We start from the raw sequence: 16340 nt of genomic DNA, 5'->3' as shown, positions 1-16340 counted from the left end.
TCACATCCTTACTCATAACGCTCATATTTAAATTTTCCACTTACTAAGGTGGTTAATGTATTTTCTAAGTTGATCCATTCTTTTCTAAAAGTTTTTAATTGCTTCTTCCCTTCATCGTTGAGACGATAATAACGACGCGAGATACCCTTTTTATTTTTTTGTTTATAAGTCGATATTTTTCCTTCATTTAACAAACGTTTCAAAGCAATATATAAAGTTGCTTCATTTAAATTAATATTTTCTTTGCTAACAGTTTCAATTATTTTAGCTATTTCATATCCATAACTATCATATTTTTCTAGTATAGACAATATAAAGTAATCTGTAAAACCCCTAATATGATCGCTATTTTTGGTCATTATCATCACCTCCTTTATACTTAAATGATTTAAGTATAATTTGTTTATGTATAATTTGTTTATACTTAATCTGTTTATAGTATAATATATCCTAACTAATTTGTAAATAGAAAGTATAAAAAAATATAAAAAAAAATACCAGATTGCTCTGGTATTATTTTGAAAAATTAGATTTAAACTTTTCCCATATAGATGGGTTATCATTTGGTTTGTCTTCTACCTTTGATAATTGTTCAAATAATTTCTTTTGTTCAGGACTTAACTTCTTAGGGGTTACAACTTCAACAATGACATGTTGATCACCTTTTTGTTTAGTTCTAACATTAGTCATCCCTTTGCCTCTTAACCTAAATTTTGAATCTGATTGAGTTCCTGCAGGGATTTTTAACATAACGTCTCCATAAGGAGTTTTGACTTTTATTTCGTCTCCTAAAGCCGCTTGAGAGAAAGTGATTGGATGGGTAATAATGATATCATCACCTTGACGAGTAAAAATATCTGAAGGGTTGACTTTAATTAAAATATACAAGTCACCATTAGGGCCACCATTTTGGCCTTTATTCCCATATCCAGCAAGTCTAATATGTTGATTATTATCGATACCTGCAGGTACTTTAACTTCAACATTTTTTGTCACACGTTCAACACCTTCACCATGGCAATTGGAGCATTTATTTTTAATCTCTTTTCCAGTTCCACCACATTTCGGACATGTCGTTTGTGTTCTAGACATACCGAATATAGTTTGTTGCTCTACAATTACAGTTCCTTGACCATGACACTGAGAACAAGTCTTTATATCTTTATCAGATTCAGCGCCTGACCCATGACATACATGACACTCATCATAAACTGGAATTGAAATTTTTTCGGATTTACCAAACACAGAATCTTCAAAAGAAATATTCATAACCCTGCGTATATCAGAACCTTTTCTTGGAGAGTTTCTTGTACTTCTTTGTCTAGAAGCACCTCCACCAAAGAAAGAAGAAAATATATCGCTGAAATCAAAATCCCCAAAGCCGCCACCAAAACCACCTTGACCGAAGCCACCGCCAGGTGCTTCATGTCCAAATTGATCGTATTGTGCCTTCTTTTGATCATCTGAAAGAACATCATAAGCTTCTTGAACTTCCTTAAATTTGCTTTCAGCATCTTTTTCAGTAGAAACATCAGGGTGATATTTTTTAGCAAGTTTACGATAAGCTTTTTTAATATCATCAGCTGATGCTGATTTGTCTAAACCCAACACTTCATAATAATCCCTCTTGCTCATAGACTCACCCCGTTTCTAATTTGATTAAATTGATTATACTTCTTTATAGTCTGCATCAAAAACGTCATCGCCATCATCAGATTTACTGTCTTCTGATTCGCCTTCACTTGTTGCATCTTGATTACTTTGATGTTGAGCTTGTTGAGCTCTTGCCATAATATTTTGAGCAGTAGATTCTAAATCTGATTTAGCAGACTTGATAGCTTCTAAATCATCACCTTTTAAGGCTTCTTCTAAAGCTTTTATCTTAGCTTCAGCATCTGTTTTTTCAGAACCTGAAACATTATCTCCTAAATCTTTAATAGATTTATTCGTAGCGAATATTAATTGATCTGCTTCATTTCTTAAGTCTACTTCTTCTCGTTTAAGCTTATCTGCCTCAGCATTTTCTTCAGCTTCTTTAACTAGTTTATCAATTTCTTCTTCTGATAATCCTGAAGAAGATTTAATTGTAATTGAGTTTTCTTTACCAGTTTTTTTATCTTTAGCAGAAACATGAACGATACCATTAGCATCAATATCAAATGTTACTTCAATTTGAGGAATACCTCTTGGTGCTGGTTCGATATCTCCTAAGTGGAATCTACCTAAAGTCTTATTGTCTTTAGCCATTGTTCTTTCACCTTGTAATACATGGATATCAACACCAGGTTGATTATCTGCAGCAGTAGAGAATACTTGTGATTTAGAAGTAGGAATCGTGGTATTTCTTTCAATTAATTTTGTAACAACACCACCTAAAGTTTCAATACCTAATGATAATGGTGTAACATCTAATAACAAGACATCTTTAACATCTCCTTGTAAAACACCAGCTTGAATTGCAGCACCCATTGCTACAACTTCATCAGGATTAATTGAACGATTAGGTTCTTTTCCTAACAACTTTTTAACTTGGTCTTGAACTGCAGGGATTCTTGTAGATCCACCAACCAATAAAACTTCATCAATATCAGATGCGGTCATTTTAGCATCTTTTAAAGCAGTTTTAACTGGTTGAACTGTCTTTTGTACTAAGTCATCAGTTAACTCATTAAATTTAGCTCTAGTTATTTCTTTTTCTAAGTGGACAGGCCCATCACTATTCATAGATATAAATGGTAATGAAATAGAAGTTGCTGTTGTAGATGACAACTCTTTCTTAGCTTTTTCAGCAGCATCTCTCAATCTTTGATAAGCCATTTTATCTTTAGTTAAATCAACACCTTGTTCTTTTTTAAACTCTTGAGCCAACCATTCAACGATTCTCTTATCAAAGTCATCTCCACCTAAGCGATTATCCCCGCTTGTAGAAATAACTTCAAAAGTACCATCTGATAATTCTAAAATTGAAACGTCAAAAGTACCTCCACCAAGGTCATAAACCAAGACAGTTTCATCTTTACCTTTTTTATCAATACCATAAGCTAATGCAGCAGCAGTTGGTTCATTAATGATACGTTTTACATCTAAACCAGCGATTTTACCCGCATCTTTAGTAGCTTGTCTTTCAGCATCATTAAAATAAGCAGGTACAGTAATTACTGCTTCTGTGACTTTCCCACCTAAATATGCTTCTGCAGACTCTTTTAAATTTCTTAAAATCATTGCTGATATTTCTTGTGGCGTATATGATTTATCTTTGATTTTAATTTTTTCTGATGTACCCATTTTTCTCTTTACTGAGTAAACTGTATTAGGATTAGTGATTACTTGTCTTTTTGCAACCTCTCCTACTTGAATTTCCTCATCTTTAAAAGCTACAACAGATGGAGTCGTTCTATTTCCATCTCTATTTGGAATTACTTTTGCTTCTTTACCTTCCATTACTGAAACAACAGAGTTTGTTGTTCCTAAGTCGATTCCTATAATTTTCATATTTATTCATCCTTTCCTTCATTATTGATTTCATCTATTTTTTGATTTTCATCTTGATTTTCATTTTCTTCTTCATTAGCTTTTACATTAATTACAACAAAAGCAGGTCTTAAGACTCGATCTTTAAATTTATAACCCGTTTTTGAAACTTTTACGATTGTATGTTCCTCTTTATCTGGGTCATAAATCGTATCCATTGCTTCATGAATATTAGGATCAAAAGTATCTCCTATTTTTGTCTCTATTTCACTGACGCCTTCATCTTTCAATGCATTGAATATCATATCTCTTATCATTTTAAATCCATATAAGAAGTTTTGCATTTGCTTATCATCGGTTTTAATATTCAAAGCTTGAGTAAAGACTTCAACAGAATCAATCAACTTATCAGCCATTGATTGAGAAGCGTATTTTCTTTCTTTAACCAACTCATTAGTAGTTCTTTTTTTATAGTTCTCCATTTCGGCTAAATTTCGATAATATTTATCCTTTAATGTTTCTAATTCTTCTTGAATTTCATCCAACTGAAGCTCAAGTTTATTTTTCTTATGTTTTTTCTTCTTTAGTTTTGATTCTTCGTTTTCAATTTCATCATTGACTTCATTGTTTGATTCTATATTCTTTTCATCAAACAACTCTTTTTCCAGATCTTTTTCAGACATATTATGACTCCTCTTCATATAATTTTTGTATGTGTTTTGCAATATATTTTATTAAAGGTATGGCTTTTCGATAGTCCATTCTCTTCGGACCAACCAGTGAAACTGTACCCTTCTCTCCATCTATGGTATCGTATGTTGATGATATAACTGTAATATCATTTAAGGATGTAATTTGATTTTCAGTACCGATTTTTACAGAAATGCCCTCTTCTTCTGTATCAACTATTTTAAAAATCTCTTTATTTTCAATGGTAGAAATGAACTCTCTAAGTTTATCAATATCATTAAATTCAGGTTGATATAGCATGTTTGAAGAACCTGTTAAATAGTATCTAGATTGTGCGAATTTAGAAAATGCTTCAATAAAAGACTCAACAATTGTTTCTCTATATTTTAATAACTCTTTAATTTGATTATGTTCTATTTCATAGTGTAATTTTTCTGATACTTTTGAAATTGGTGTATCCTTCAACAACTCATTAAGTAAATCAATGACTTTTGTTAGTTCTTCAACATCCATTCGTTCATCTAAAGTAATTTCCTTAGATTCCACGTAACCATAATTAGTAATTACCAGTATTAGTCCGTGCGTTGGACTCAATTGAACCATTTGCACCTTTTTCACTTTTGAGTGATATGCATTAGGGCCAAGGGAAATAGCTGTACAATTTGTAGCTTCTGAAAGTAAATTAATCGCTTCTTTTATAATAATATCTCTTTCTGCTTCTTTATTAGCAAATATCTGTTCGAACTCAAAAAAACCATCAGTATCATCTTCTATCGTCTTAGCTACTGTTTCTATGTAATAACGATAACCTTTTTCCGAAGGTATTCTACCTGATGATGTGTGGGTTTTTTCTATATAACCTTCATCTTCAAGAACACTCATTTCATTTCTTATGGTTGCACTCGAAACATTTAAAAGTTCTGACAAAGATTTTGAACCCACAGGTTCAGCTGATTTAACATACTCATCAACAATTAATTTAAGTATTTTTTCTTGTCTTTCAGTCATTCCAACACCCCTTTAGCACTCATTATTTCTAAATGCTAATGATATTATACTAAAGTCATTTAGCAATGTCAAGTTTTGAGTGCTAAATTTCTGTTAAAAAAAAGTTCTAACTTAAAGTTAGAACTCATATAAAATTATTTTTATGCTTTTTTTGTGAATCTACTAAAAATATTTTTAAAAATATTTCCATTAGCAGAACCAGATTTTCTTTCATTCAATACTTTTTGCAATAAAACAGCACCAAGAATCAAGATGCCCTTAATTAAATCATTGACAAATGATGGTACTTTAAAGGCTGTTAAAACAGCATTAATTGAGTAAAGAACAATAATTCCAAAGAAAGTTCCTTGAATAAAACCTTTACCACCAGCCATTGAAGTTCCACCAATAGCTACAGCGGCAATAGCATCTAATTCAAATGACTTTCCTGCAGTTGCAGTATCAACTGATCCAAATCTAGAAACATAAATAAATGAAGCCAATCCAGTTAATAAACCAGTGATAGAGAAGATATATATTTTGATTCTATCAACGTTAATACCACTTAATCTTGCAGCTTTTTCGTTTGACCCAACTGCATATACATATCGTCCAAACTTTGTTTTAGTCATTAAAATGATAATTAATATTGTTATAATCACGAAAATCCAAACAACATAGGGAACATTCAAGAATGAACTATAACCAACTTTTCTATAAGTCTCCATAAAGGCATCCCCATCAATCAAAACAGGCCCACCTTCACCTTGCTGTATGGTCAATGATCTATAAGCTGCCATGGTTGCTAAAGTAACAATAAAGGCAGCTACTTTAGCCTTACCAATGAAAACACCATTAACAAAACCTAAGAATGCTCCAAAAGCTAAAGCAAATAACAAAGTAATAAAGACATTATGAGTACCATTAAATACAATGGCAGTATTGGCAGCTACCAAAGCCATTAAAGACCCCACTGATAAGTCAATATTACCTGAAATAATAACCAAAGTCATACCTAAAGCAATTATCCCAATAATAGCTGAAGATCTCATTAAAGCCATCAAACTATTAAAACTCAAAAAGTTATCAGAAGCAATACGTCCTAATATGAGTAGTAAAATTAAAGAAATTACATAATTATGATTGATAAGTAATGACTTTAATTGTGCCTTACCTTTTTGTTGATAATAATCTTTTATTTTGTCTTTCAATGATGAATGATTTTCTCTCGCCGAACCCTTCATATTAAGACTCCTTTCTATTTGAACCAGTTGAATAATACATGACATCTCTTTCCGTCAACTCATCATGATTCAGTATTTTGTTAATTGAACCCTTATACATAACAATACATCTATGGGCTATTTTATATATTTCTGGAAATTCTGAAGAAAATACAATAATCGCTTTCCCTTTTTTACTTAACTCGTCTATTAATTTATATATTTCAAATTTAGCACCCACATCAATTCCTTGTGTTGGATTGTCAAGTATATAGACGTCTGAATCAAGTTCAAACCATCTTGCAAAAATTACTTTTTGTTGGTTACCTCCAGACAAAGAAGTAATTGAGTCTTTCGGACTACCTACTTTAATGTTAGTAATCTCTTGGTTTTTCTTAAATCTATCTATCTCTTCTTTATCTGATATCAAGAGGCTTTTATGATCAGAATTAAAATGAGCCATTGATACATTATTTAAAATATTCATATCCTTAATAATTGATCTTTCTTTACGGTCTCTAGGTATCATCCCTACTCCAGACCTCATCATCTTCTTAATGGATTGAATAGGTAGTTCTATTCCATTTTTTAAAATTTTACCTTTATTGATATCTCGGGCACCAAATAAAGCTTCACTTAATTCACCGCGACCATCACCAAATAAACCAGTAATAACAATAACTTCACCTTTCTTTACTTCAAAAGAAATATCTCTAAAATAAGGCTCTGATGTTAATTCTATAACTTGAAGGACGGTTTCAGTATTGAGTTGTTCTCGATGAATATCCTTGTCTTCTACTATGCTTCTACCTACAAGCAATTCAGTAGCCTTATCCTCATCTATATCTTTAAAATCACCACTAGCAATAAATTTACCATTTCTAAGAACCGTATACCTATCACAAATTGCAAATAATTCAGGCATTTTATGAGAAATATAGATACAAGAAATTCCATTTTTCTTTAAATCTCTCATAATATTAAATAAATTATCTATTTCTTTATTAGTTAAAGCTGTTGTCGGTTCATCCATTATAATTAACTTAGATTCAAACAATATAGCCCTTGCAATTTCAACTAATTGCTTTTGCAAAGTATCTAATTGACTGACAAAAACAGTAGGATTAATATCTATGTTTAAACGATTAAAAATCTCGTAAGATTTTTTTATCATAGTTTTCTTATCTAAAAATATCTTGTGCTTAGTAATTTCTCGATGAATGAATAAATTCTCGTATACTTTTAAATCATTCACCAAATTTAATTCTTGATGAATGAAGTTTATTCCTAATTCAGATGCTAAAACTGGCGTTAAATGTGCGTATTCAACACCATCGATTACGATTTTTCCACTCGTTGGTGGCAATACACCCCCTAAAATGTTCATTAAAGTACTCTTACCAGCACCATTTTCCCCAAGTAATCCATGAATTTCTGAATCACCAATTTTAAAGGATACATTTTCTAAGGCTTTAACTGCATTGAAGTTTTTATAAATGTTTTGAAACTCTACAACCATGTCTTTCAACTCCTTCAAGCAAAAAATGAAATGAGTCGGTTAGAAAAATCTAACCGACCATTCATTATTAGATTTTTATTCTTCTTCTTCTAAAGAATATCTTAATGTGTATACTGGACCTTCCATGAATGTTTCATAGTTTCCATTATCTACCATTTCAGTTTCTACTAAGTATAATCCTGAAACATCTTCGCCATCAAGAATATCAACTGCTAATTCAATCGCTTCTACAACCATCGCTGGTGAGAATGAGAATGTAACTTGGTCAATACCAAGATTTTCGTAATGATCAAACATACCTAATAATTCTCTTGAAGCACTTACTGCAGATACTAATTCAATATTAATTGTTGCACTACCTTGATAACCTTCGATTGCTTGAAGGACACCAGCAGCAACTTCAGCATCATGTGTGAAAACTGCTTTAATTGATTCAATTGTAGCTTGTTCACTTGAATTTAAGAAAGTTTCCATTTGTGTTTGTGCTGTTGATTTACTCCATCCAGTTGACCAATCTTGAACTAAATTAAAGTTATCATTAGCTGTAGACCAGAATCCATCAGAACGTTGCGTAGGAACAGTTGAATTATCCCCTTTGAACTCAAGAATATTTACTTGACCAGCCGCTAATTCTGTAGCGAAATAATCATTAAAATATAAACCTGTTTCTTCACCAATGGTTTCGTTATCTCCCATTAATTCTGCATCTTCATCAAAATTTGTAATCAATCTGTCATATACAATTAACGGAATGTTAGCATCTAAAATAGATTGTGCAGTTTGTTTTAATTCATCACCATTATGTGGCCACAATACAATTACATCAACTTCTTCAGCAATTGCTGTTTCAATTTGTTGAGCCTGAGCAGTAACATCTCCCGATGTGTATACTCGATAATCATAACCAGCTTCAGTTGCTAATCTTTCAGCAGCTGCAGTAGCATGTTTTACAGATTCACCAGTAAAACCGTGTGTTGCATTTGGCATAATAACAGCCAATACTTTTTGGTCATCGTCTCCACCGCAAGCGACTAAGCCTACCATGGCAAATAATGCTAAAAACATCATTAAAACTTTTTTCATTTCTTTTTCTCCTCCTAGAATTTTTGTATAGTCAATTATATTAAAATATAATAAACTTCTTAATTAATAACCTGTTGATTCTCTATGAATAATCTTGTATGGTAAGATAATCTTCTTATTTGTTGAATGAATATTAATTAACTTTTGATGCAATAAATTAAAAGCTTCTTGACCCAATTCATATCTAGGTTGTGCTATCGAAGATATAGATGGATTATAAAACTCTGTAATCGATGTATTATCAAAACCAATAACGAAAATATCTTTACCCACTTTGTAATCGTTCTTCTTTAATTCAGATATAGCTCCAATGGCTAAGGAATCCGACGCACATACAATGGCTGTAGGCATTTTTTCTAAATGCATCAAATATTTGACTGCATCTGCTCCATCAGTATATTTATAAAAATGCTTAATAATTAACTTTTCATCAAGAAACATATCAGCCTGTTGATGAGCTCTTCTAAAACCAGCCTCTCTACTACGTTCAGAATACTTATAATAATCACCACTAATAAAGGCAATTGTTTTATGACCATTTTTAATAAACTCACTAGTCGTTTCAAATACTGCAGTTTCATTATCGATGACTACATTAGAAACATCAGCGCCAATGGTTTTTTCACAACACTGAACAAAAGGAAATTTAGAAGACAATTGATTAATTTTTTCAGGGTCTAAAGTATTAAATAAACTGATACAACCATCCACATGATTCATTTTAAGCATATCAAGATATTTTAATTCTTTAGTCTGGTCAAGATTTGTTACGGCAACCAAAGTAGCGTAATTTTTTTCTTCAGCCTTATCTTGAATACCTTCAATAATTGATGTATAAAACTGATTATCCATGGTAGGAAGTAAAACTAAAATTTTATTTGATTTTTGAGTCCTTAATGACCTACCCGTGATATTAGGCATAAAATTATGTTTTTCAATAACGGATAATACTTTTTTTCTTGTTGAATCAGCAACCCGAGGATCATTGTTAATTACCCGAGAAATCGTCGCAACAGAAAGACCGCATATCTCAGCAATGTCCTTAATATTCATAATTTTATCCTCTCATTTCTTCTTTTATCTATGTGAAATTTTTATAAAAACGATGTAAACGATTACAAAATTATTATATCACATAGGACCATACTGTCAAGAATCGAATTTAATTTTTTTTAATAATTTACAAATTATCGCTTTATTTCGTTGCAATAATGAAAAATAATATGTATAATATCGATGTAAACGTTTAGCATAATTAATTATTAAGGAGTGAAATTATGAAAAAATTTAGAACAGGAATCATTGGTGCAGGTTTTATAGGTGTAGCGCATGTAGAAGCCTTAAGACGATTAGGAAGTGTTGATGTTGTAGCTTTAGTTGATAGATATAATGTTGAAGACAAAGCAAAAAAACTTCATATTGATCAAGCATACAATGATTATAAAATAATGATAGATGAAGTCAAACCTGATTTCATCCATATATGTACACCAAACAATACTCATTTTGAAATAGCAAAATATGCTTTAGAACACAATATCAATGTTGTTTTAGAGAAGCCAATGACCTTCTCAGTTGAAGAAGCTAAAATTCTAAATCAAATAGCAATAGATAAAAACCTAATCAATGCTGTTAATTTCCATAACAGACTATATCCAAGTAACATACAAATGAAATCAATGATTAAAGAAAATTCAATTGGTGATATTATCAGTATTACAGGCGGTTACTTACAAGATTGGCTTCTATATGATACAGATTACTCATGGAGATTAAACGCTAAAGAGTCAGGTCTTACAAGGGCTGTGGCTGATATTGGTTCACATTGGATGGATTTGGTTGAATATTTAACTGGTTTAGAAATCACAGAAGTATTTGCAGAATTTAAAACTCATTACAAAAATAGAAAGAAACCTCTTAGTAATGTGGAATCTTTCTCTAACAAAAAAGATGATCAATACCAAGAAATACCTATTGACACTGAAGATTTAGCCCTTATAATGTTTAGATTTTCTAATGGAGCTATTGGTAATGCAAACATTTCTCAAATGGCTGCCGGTCATAAAAATAACTTAAACTTATTAATATCAGGAACAAAGTCTTCTTTACAATGGTCTTTAACCGATTTAGAGACCATAAAAGTCGGCCAACGTGATCAAGCAAATCTTGTCATTCCTAAAGATCCAAATATATTTGCTGCTTCTTCTACAGAATATCCTGCAGGTCATACCGAAGGTTTTCCAGATGCTATTAAACATGTTTTTAAAGAAGTTTATCATCAACCAAAAGAAAAACATTATGCCACCTTCAAAGATGGCTTAAGACAAATGATATTATGTGATAAAATATATGAGTCTTCTAAAAAACAACAATGGATAAAAATTAAGGAGTGATTTTTATGAAACTAGGTTTATTAAGTGCAATTTTAGCCGATCAAACTTTTGAAGAAGTTATTGATATAGCTTCTAGTTATGGTTACCAATCAGTAGAATTAGCCTGTTGGCCAAAATCAAAAGCATCAAGAAGATATGCTGGAGTAACCCATATAGATTTGGATACTTTATCGGACGAAAAAATCCAATATATACTAGATTACACTCATAAAAAAAATATTGAAATTGCAGCTTTAGGTTATTACCCTAACCCTCTTGATCAAGATGATGAAAAAAGACAAATAAGTTTTTCACACATAAAAAAACTTATAGATGCTGCTGTTAAATTAAAAGTTAGCCTTGTATCTACTTTTATTGGAAAAAACCAATACATAAGTGACCAAGAAAACTTTATACTATTCAAAAAATACTGGCCGGAAATAATTCGCTACGCAGAATCAAAGCAAATTAAAATTGCAATAGAAAACTGTCCTATGTATTTTACTCAAGATGAGTGGCCTGGTGGTCAAAACCTTGCTAGTAGTCCATATATATGGAAAAAAATGTTTGAAGAAATTCCTTCTGATTATTTTGGATTAGCTTATGATCCATCACATTTGTATTTACAAAGAATGGATTACTTAAAACCTTTATCTGAATTTAAAGATAAAATTTTTCATATTCACTTCAAAGATATCAAATTAGATATGGATAAGATCAATGAATATGGTATTTTTACACCTCCACTAAATTACATGCAACCAAAAATACCTGGTGAAGGCGGTATTGATTGGAAAATTTTTATTAACAAGCTTAAAGAAACAAATTACCAGGGCTCTACATGTGTTGAGATTGAAGATAAGGATTATGAAGACTCATATGAATCTATTTTAAAGGCTGTAAAAAACTCTTATGATCATTTAGTCAAGTATATTTAGTATGAGATACAATGTAGTTTCGCAACTTAAGAAACATAAACTAAGGTTGTTTTACTATCTCACAGGATTTTTAGTCATTGGTTTTGCAGTCAACATTATAAAAGCTTCAGATTTAGGAAATGGGGCTTGGGATACTGTATCAATAAACCTAAGAGATTTCTTTCATCTAAACCTAAATATTACCTGGGTAACCATGGGAATGTTTTCCTTCCTAATATCCTTTACCTTAATGCTAATTGTTATATCATATAGAAAAAAATACAGATACTTACTAATGGTTTTTCCCATTCTTTTTGTTGCAATAAGTATTGATTTTTGGAACTTCACCGTCTTTCACGACTATGAATCATCAATATTATGGATTCAATTCATTTTCTTCACATTAGGACTATTCTTATTACCTCTAGGTTTATCTTTAATTGTTAAGTCTGATTTTCCAGCCTTTGTATTTGAAGAACTTATGCTAATGTTTGTAAAAATAAGTAAGGCAAAGAAAATTACATATGTTAGACTAAGTATTGAACTCACTGGTATTACCATTGGCGCAATATTTGGATACTTAACTTATTATCATTTAGACCAATCACTTGGTGCGGTCAATATCGGAAGTATGATTATTACTGTTTTTATCAGTCCAATCATGACTTTGTATTTCAAAGCTTTAAAAATATCTAATTAGTGAGGTAATATAAATGTACGAAATTAGAAAATCAAAAATCATGGATATTATCCATATTGAACAAAATGGTATAATTGTTGACTTATCTAATTACGGAGCTATGATATATCAAATACAAACACCAGATCAGTTTGATAAGTATGAGGATATTCTATTAGCTTACCCTAAGGAAACAGACTACATAAAAAATAATATATACCTAAACGCAAGCGTAGGACCAATATGTGGCAGAATTCCTGAAGGTCAATTAATTATAGATGACAACACTTATCAATTTGATAAAAATGAAAATCAAAGACAAACCCTACATAGTGGGTCCGATGCCTTATCATTTAAATATTTTGACTATGAAATTCAAGATAACAACCAACAAACGATTGTTGAATTTCTACACTATTCACAATTAATCAATGATGTATCCTACGAAACAAAAATAACCTACACCATTAAGAACTCAAGTATAATTATTGACTTTGATATTTCATCAAATCAAAAGTTCTTCTTTAATTTGACTAACCATGCTTATTTTAATTTATCTGGAAACTTAAAATCATCTATCGAGAATCATATTGTTCAAATCAACACTGACCTTGTCCATATTCTTGATGAATTTCAATGTTCAACACTTCAAGTTCATAAAGATCCCCTCTATGATTTCACCCAAGCCAAGTCTTTACATACTCTATTAAAATCATTAAAAGGTCATCCATATAAGGGTTATGATGACTTATATTACTTTGATAAGGATATAGAGCCTAAAGCTTGGGCATATGATCCTATAAGCAAAAGAAAACTACAAGTGTTTTCAACCTATAATCATATGGTCTTCTATACCCATAACAATATAAACTCAATTCCCCTAAAACACTTGAATAAACACCCTATGCATTATGGTCTGTGTTTTGAATGTCAAAGAGGACCTTTAAATTTTAAAAATACACTTTTGAAAAACACCTATAAAGATCAAATAATATTCAAGTTCTCACATCAATAATTCATTGTAAAGAGAACAAATTTGTTCTATAATATTTATAAAAGGAGAGATAAAATATGGATAAAAGAATCACCCTCGCAGACAAATTAAAAAGCAAAGATCCAAGTGTATTTAATATGCTGGTTGGCTTTGATGGTTTTGTTGATGAAATCATTCATGTTGTTGATAAAAGACAAGGTCCAAGAGACTACACAAGAGTTAAAACCATCAGTGATTTTGCAAAAAAAATCGACCGTGCAAGTGGCTTATCTTCAAATATAGAATTTGTTCCAATCAAAAGTAAAATAGGTGGTAATGGCCCTATTATGGTTAACGCCCTAATAAAACATCATCCACAAATAACCTATATTGGCACCTTAGGTTACCCGAATATTCACGAAGTATTTAAAAGCCTAGTTGATCAAGCCAATGTTTACACCATAGAAAAATATGGCGACACTCAAGCCGTTGAATTTAATGATGGCAAGTTAATTATTGGCAAAATGAATAATTTGGTTAATGTGAACTATGATCATTTAATTAAAATTGTACCTGAAGAAAAACTAATCAACTTATTGGGTTCTATTGACTTGTTCTCTACAGTCAATTGGTCCATGCTTCCATATATGACAGATATTTGGAAAAACATCATTCAATGTATTTTACCTAACGTTACGATTAAAGAAGAAAAACCATTCATGTTTATTGACATCGCAGATCCTGAAAAAAGAGAAAGACATGATATCGTTGAAGCATTAGACCTATTAAAACAATTTAAATCTCACTTTAAAGTAGTTTTAGGCTTGAATAAGAAAGAAGCTTATGATGTCTCTGTCCACCTCGGTTTATTTAGTCAAAATGTAATTGAGTCTAAAACATTAAAAGAAGTTAATCAAGCTCTTTATGATTATTTAGAAATAGACTATGTTGCTATTCATCCAGTTGATCGTTCTTCTGTCATTTACAAAAATAATTATTATGAAGAAAAGGGACCTTATATATCAGAGCCTAAGTTAACAACAGGTGCAGGAGACAACTTTAATGCAGGATTTGTTCTAGGTCTTCTTCTTGGTTTAGAACCAGATGAAGCACTATTAACAGGTATGTCTACTAGCGGTTATTATGTAAGAAACGCTGATAGTCCAACATTTGCTGATTTAAATAAATTCATCACTGATTGGGCAAACAATAAAATTTAAACAAAAAAAATCTCAATTTATTTGAGATTTTTTTATATATATTATAGTTCTTATTTAATTCTTAATGTAGTTTCTTTATCAAAGAAATGAACTTTAGCCATATCCAAGGCCATGTGTAATTCATCACCAATTTGAATATCTGCTCTAGCATCAATCATTGCAGTAACATCTTGTTGACCTACTTTTGCAAATACAGAAGTTTCTGAACCTAATAACTCAGCAACATCTACTGTGAACTTAACAATAGCATCTTTAAATTTTTCTTTAGATTTTTCATCATCATGAATATCTTCAGGTCTAATACCAAGTACAATTTCTTTATCCAAATAATTTTTTTCTTTTAATAGGTCAAAATGCTTTTTAGATATTTTTACAGAAATTCCTTCACCAAAGAATATACCATTTTTATCAACAATACCCTCTAAAAAGTTCATAGGTGGCGTTCCGATAAATCCACCAACAAAAATATTGTTTGGATTATCATAAATATCTTTAGGTGCACCAACTTGTTGAATAAAACCATCTTTCATAACAACAATTCTACTAGCCATCGTCATCGCTTCAATTTGGTCATGGGTAACATAAATCGTTGTTGTTTCAATCTTCTTATGAAGTTTAATAATTTCTCCACGCATTTGTACACGTAATTTAGCATCTAAGTTTGATAATGGCTCATCCATTAAGAATACTTTAGCATTTCTTACAATAGCTCTACCCAAAGCAACACGTTGACGTTGTCCACCTGATAAGGCTTTTGGTTTTCTTTCTAAATATTCTGTCAATCCAAGAATTTGAGCAGCATTCCTTACTTTTTCATCAATCATGTCTTTTGGTTCTTTTCTTAATTTTAGACCAAAAGCCATATTATTATATACTGTCATATGAGGATATAAGGCATAAGATTGAAAAACCATTGCAATATTACGATCTTTAGGTGCCATATCATTGACAAGGATATCATCAATATATAATTCACCCTCAGTAATTTCCTCTAATCCAGCAACCATTCTTAAAGTTGTAGATTTACCACAACCAGAAGGCCCAACGAAGACAACGAACTCTTTATCTTTAATTTCTAAGTTAAAATCATCGACTGCAGGTTTATCACCTGGAGTGTATACTTTTTTAAGATTCTTAAATGTTAATGTAGCCATAAAACTCTCCTTTATTATTTAATTATCACTATTATAAAATATATAAGCTTTT

At 31.0% G+C, this 16340-nt stretch carries 15 protein-coding genes; 5 read left to right on the top strand and 10 right to left on the bottom strand.

Annotated elements, in window-relative coordinates:
• Nucleotides 1-8 precede the first annotated feature (8 nt).
• The 9 genes from HF295_RS01260 to HF295_RS01220 form a co-directional block, all read right to left on the bottom strand.
• Nucleotides 9-359 (bottom strand): PadR family transcriptional regulator, encoded by a 351-nt coding sequence (locus HF295_RS01260; protein WP_312032034.1) that lies wholly within the window; start codon nucleotides 357-359, stop codon nucleotides 9-11.
• Nucleotides 360-513: 154 nt separating this feature from the next.
• The gene (gene dnaJ, locus HF295_RS01255; protein WP_312032033.1) at nucleotides 514-1635 is read right to left on the bottom strand and encodes a molecular chaperone DnaJ; all 1122 of its coding nucleotides are present in this window, start codon (nucleotides 1633-1635) and stop codon (nucleotides 514-516) included.
• A gap of 33 nt (nucleotides 1636-1668) precedes the next feature.
• The gene (gene dnaK / locus HF295_RS01250; RefSeq protein ID WP_312032032.1) at nucleotides 1669-3492 is read right to left on the bottom strand and encodes a molecular chaperone DnaK; all 1824 of its coding nucleotides are present in this window, start codon (nucleotides 3490-3492) and stop codon (nucleotides 1669-1671) included.
• A gap of 2 nt (nucleotides 3493-3494) precedes the next feature.
• Nucleotides 3495-4154, bottom strand: a complete 660-nt coding sequence (grpE, locus tag HF295_RS01245; protein ID WP_312032031.1) for a nucleotide exchange factor GrpE — start codon at nucleotides 4152-4154, stop codon at nucleotides 3495-3497.
• Nucleotide 4155: 1 nt separating this feature from the next.
• Nucleotides 4156-5169, bottom strand: coding sequence for a heat-inducible transcriptional repressor HrcA (gene hrcA, locus HF295_RS01240; RefSeq protein WP_312032030.1), 1014 nt, complete (start codon nucleotides 5167-5169; stop codon nucleotides 4156-4158).
• 140 nt (nucleotides 5170-5309) lie between these two features.
• Nucleotides 5310-6392 (bottom strand): ABC transporter permease, encoded by a 1083-nt coding sequence (locus HF295_RS01235; protein ID WP_312032029.1) that lies wholly within the window; start codon nucleotides 6390-6392, stop codon nucleotides 5310-5312.
• Between the two features lies 1 nt (nucleotide 6393).
• A complete protein-coding gene (locus HF295_RS01230; protein ID WP_312032028.1) occupies nucleotides 6394-7890 on the bottom strand; it encodes a sugar ABC transporter ATP-binding protein in 1497 nt (498 codons plus the stop codon).
• A gap of 75 nt (nucleotides 7891-7965) precedes the next feature.
• Nucleotides 7966-8973, bottom strand: coding sequence for a sugar ABC transporter substrate-binding protein (locus HF295_RS01225; RefSeq protein ID WP_312032027.1), 1008 nt, complete (start codon nucleotides 8971-8973; stop codon nucleotides 7966-7968).
• A 63-nt stretch (nucleotides 8974-9036) separates the two neighbouring features.
• Complete coding sequence (locus HF295_RS01220) at nucleotides 9037-10026, bottom strand: LacI family DNA-binding transcriptional regulator (RefSeq protein WP_312032026.1); 990 nt, start codon at nucleotides 10024-10026, stop codon at nucleotides 9037-9039.
• Between the two features lie 224 nt (nucleotides 10027-10250).
• On the opposite strand from HF295_RS01220, the gene HF295_RS01215 reads away from it, so the two are divergent.
• Genes HF295_RS01215 through HF295_RS01195 form a run of 5 tightly spaced genes read left to right on the top strand, consistent with a single transcriptional unit; the run spans nucleotide 10251 to nucleotide 15134 of the window.
• On the top strand, nucleotides 10251-11366 hold the full coding sequence (locus HF295_RS01215) for a Gfo/Idh/MocA family protein (RefSeq protein ID WP_312032025.1): 1116 nt from the start codon (nucleotides 10251-10253) through the stop codon (nucleotides 11364-11366).
• 5 nt (nucleotides 11367-11371) lie between these two features.
• Nucleotides 11372-12283 carry a sugar phosphate isomerase/epimerase family protein gene (locus tag HF295_RS01210; protein WP_312032024.1) on the top strand — a complete coding sequence of 304 codons (912 nt, stop codon included), beginning with the start codon at nucleotides 11372-11374 and terminating at the stop codon, nucleotides 12281-12283.
• A gap of 1 nt (nucleotide 12284) precedes the next feature.
• A complete protein-coding gene (locus tag HF295_RS01205) occupies nucleotides 12285-12962 on the top strand; it encodes a DUF6198 family protein (protein ID WP_312032023.1) in 678 nt (225 codons plus the stop codon).
• A 13-nt stretch (nucleotides 12963-12975) separates the two neighbouring features.
• On the top strand, nucleotides 12976-13956 hold the full coding sequence (locus HF295_RS01200) for an aldose epimerase family protein (protein ID WP_312032022.1): 981 nt from the start codon (nucleotides 12976-12978) through the stop codon (nucleotides 13954-13956).
• Nucleotides 13957-14012: 56 nt separating this feature from the next.
• Nucleotides 14013-15134, top strand: a complete 1122-nt coding sequence (locus tag HF295_RS01195; protein ID WP_312032021.1) for a carbohydrate kinase family protein — start codon at nucleotides 14013-14015, stop codon at nucleotides 15132-15134.
• 50 nt (nucleotides 15135-15184) lie between these two features.
• Here the strand turns inward: HF295_RS01195 and HF295_RS01190 are convergent, their stop codons facing one another.
• Complete coding sequence (locus tag HF295_RS01190) at nucleotides 15185-16288, bottom strand: ABC transporter ATP-binding protein (protein ID WP_312032020.1); 1104 nt, start codon at nucleotides 16286-16288, stop codon at nucleotides 15185-15187.
• Nucleotides 16289-16340: the final 52 nt, after the last annotated feature.

The sequence above is a fragment of the Hujiaoplasma nucleasis genome, assembly GCF_013745115.1.
Classification (GTDB): domain Bacteria; phylum Bacillota_I; class Bacilli_A; order Izemoplasmatales; family Hujiaoplasmataceae; genus Hujiaoplasma; species Hujiaoplasma nucleasis.
Note: the sequence above shows the minus strand (reverse complement) of the source record. Positions and strands in the feature narration are given on the sequence as shown.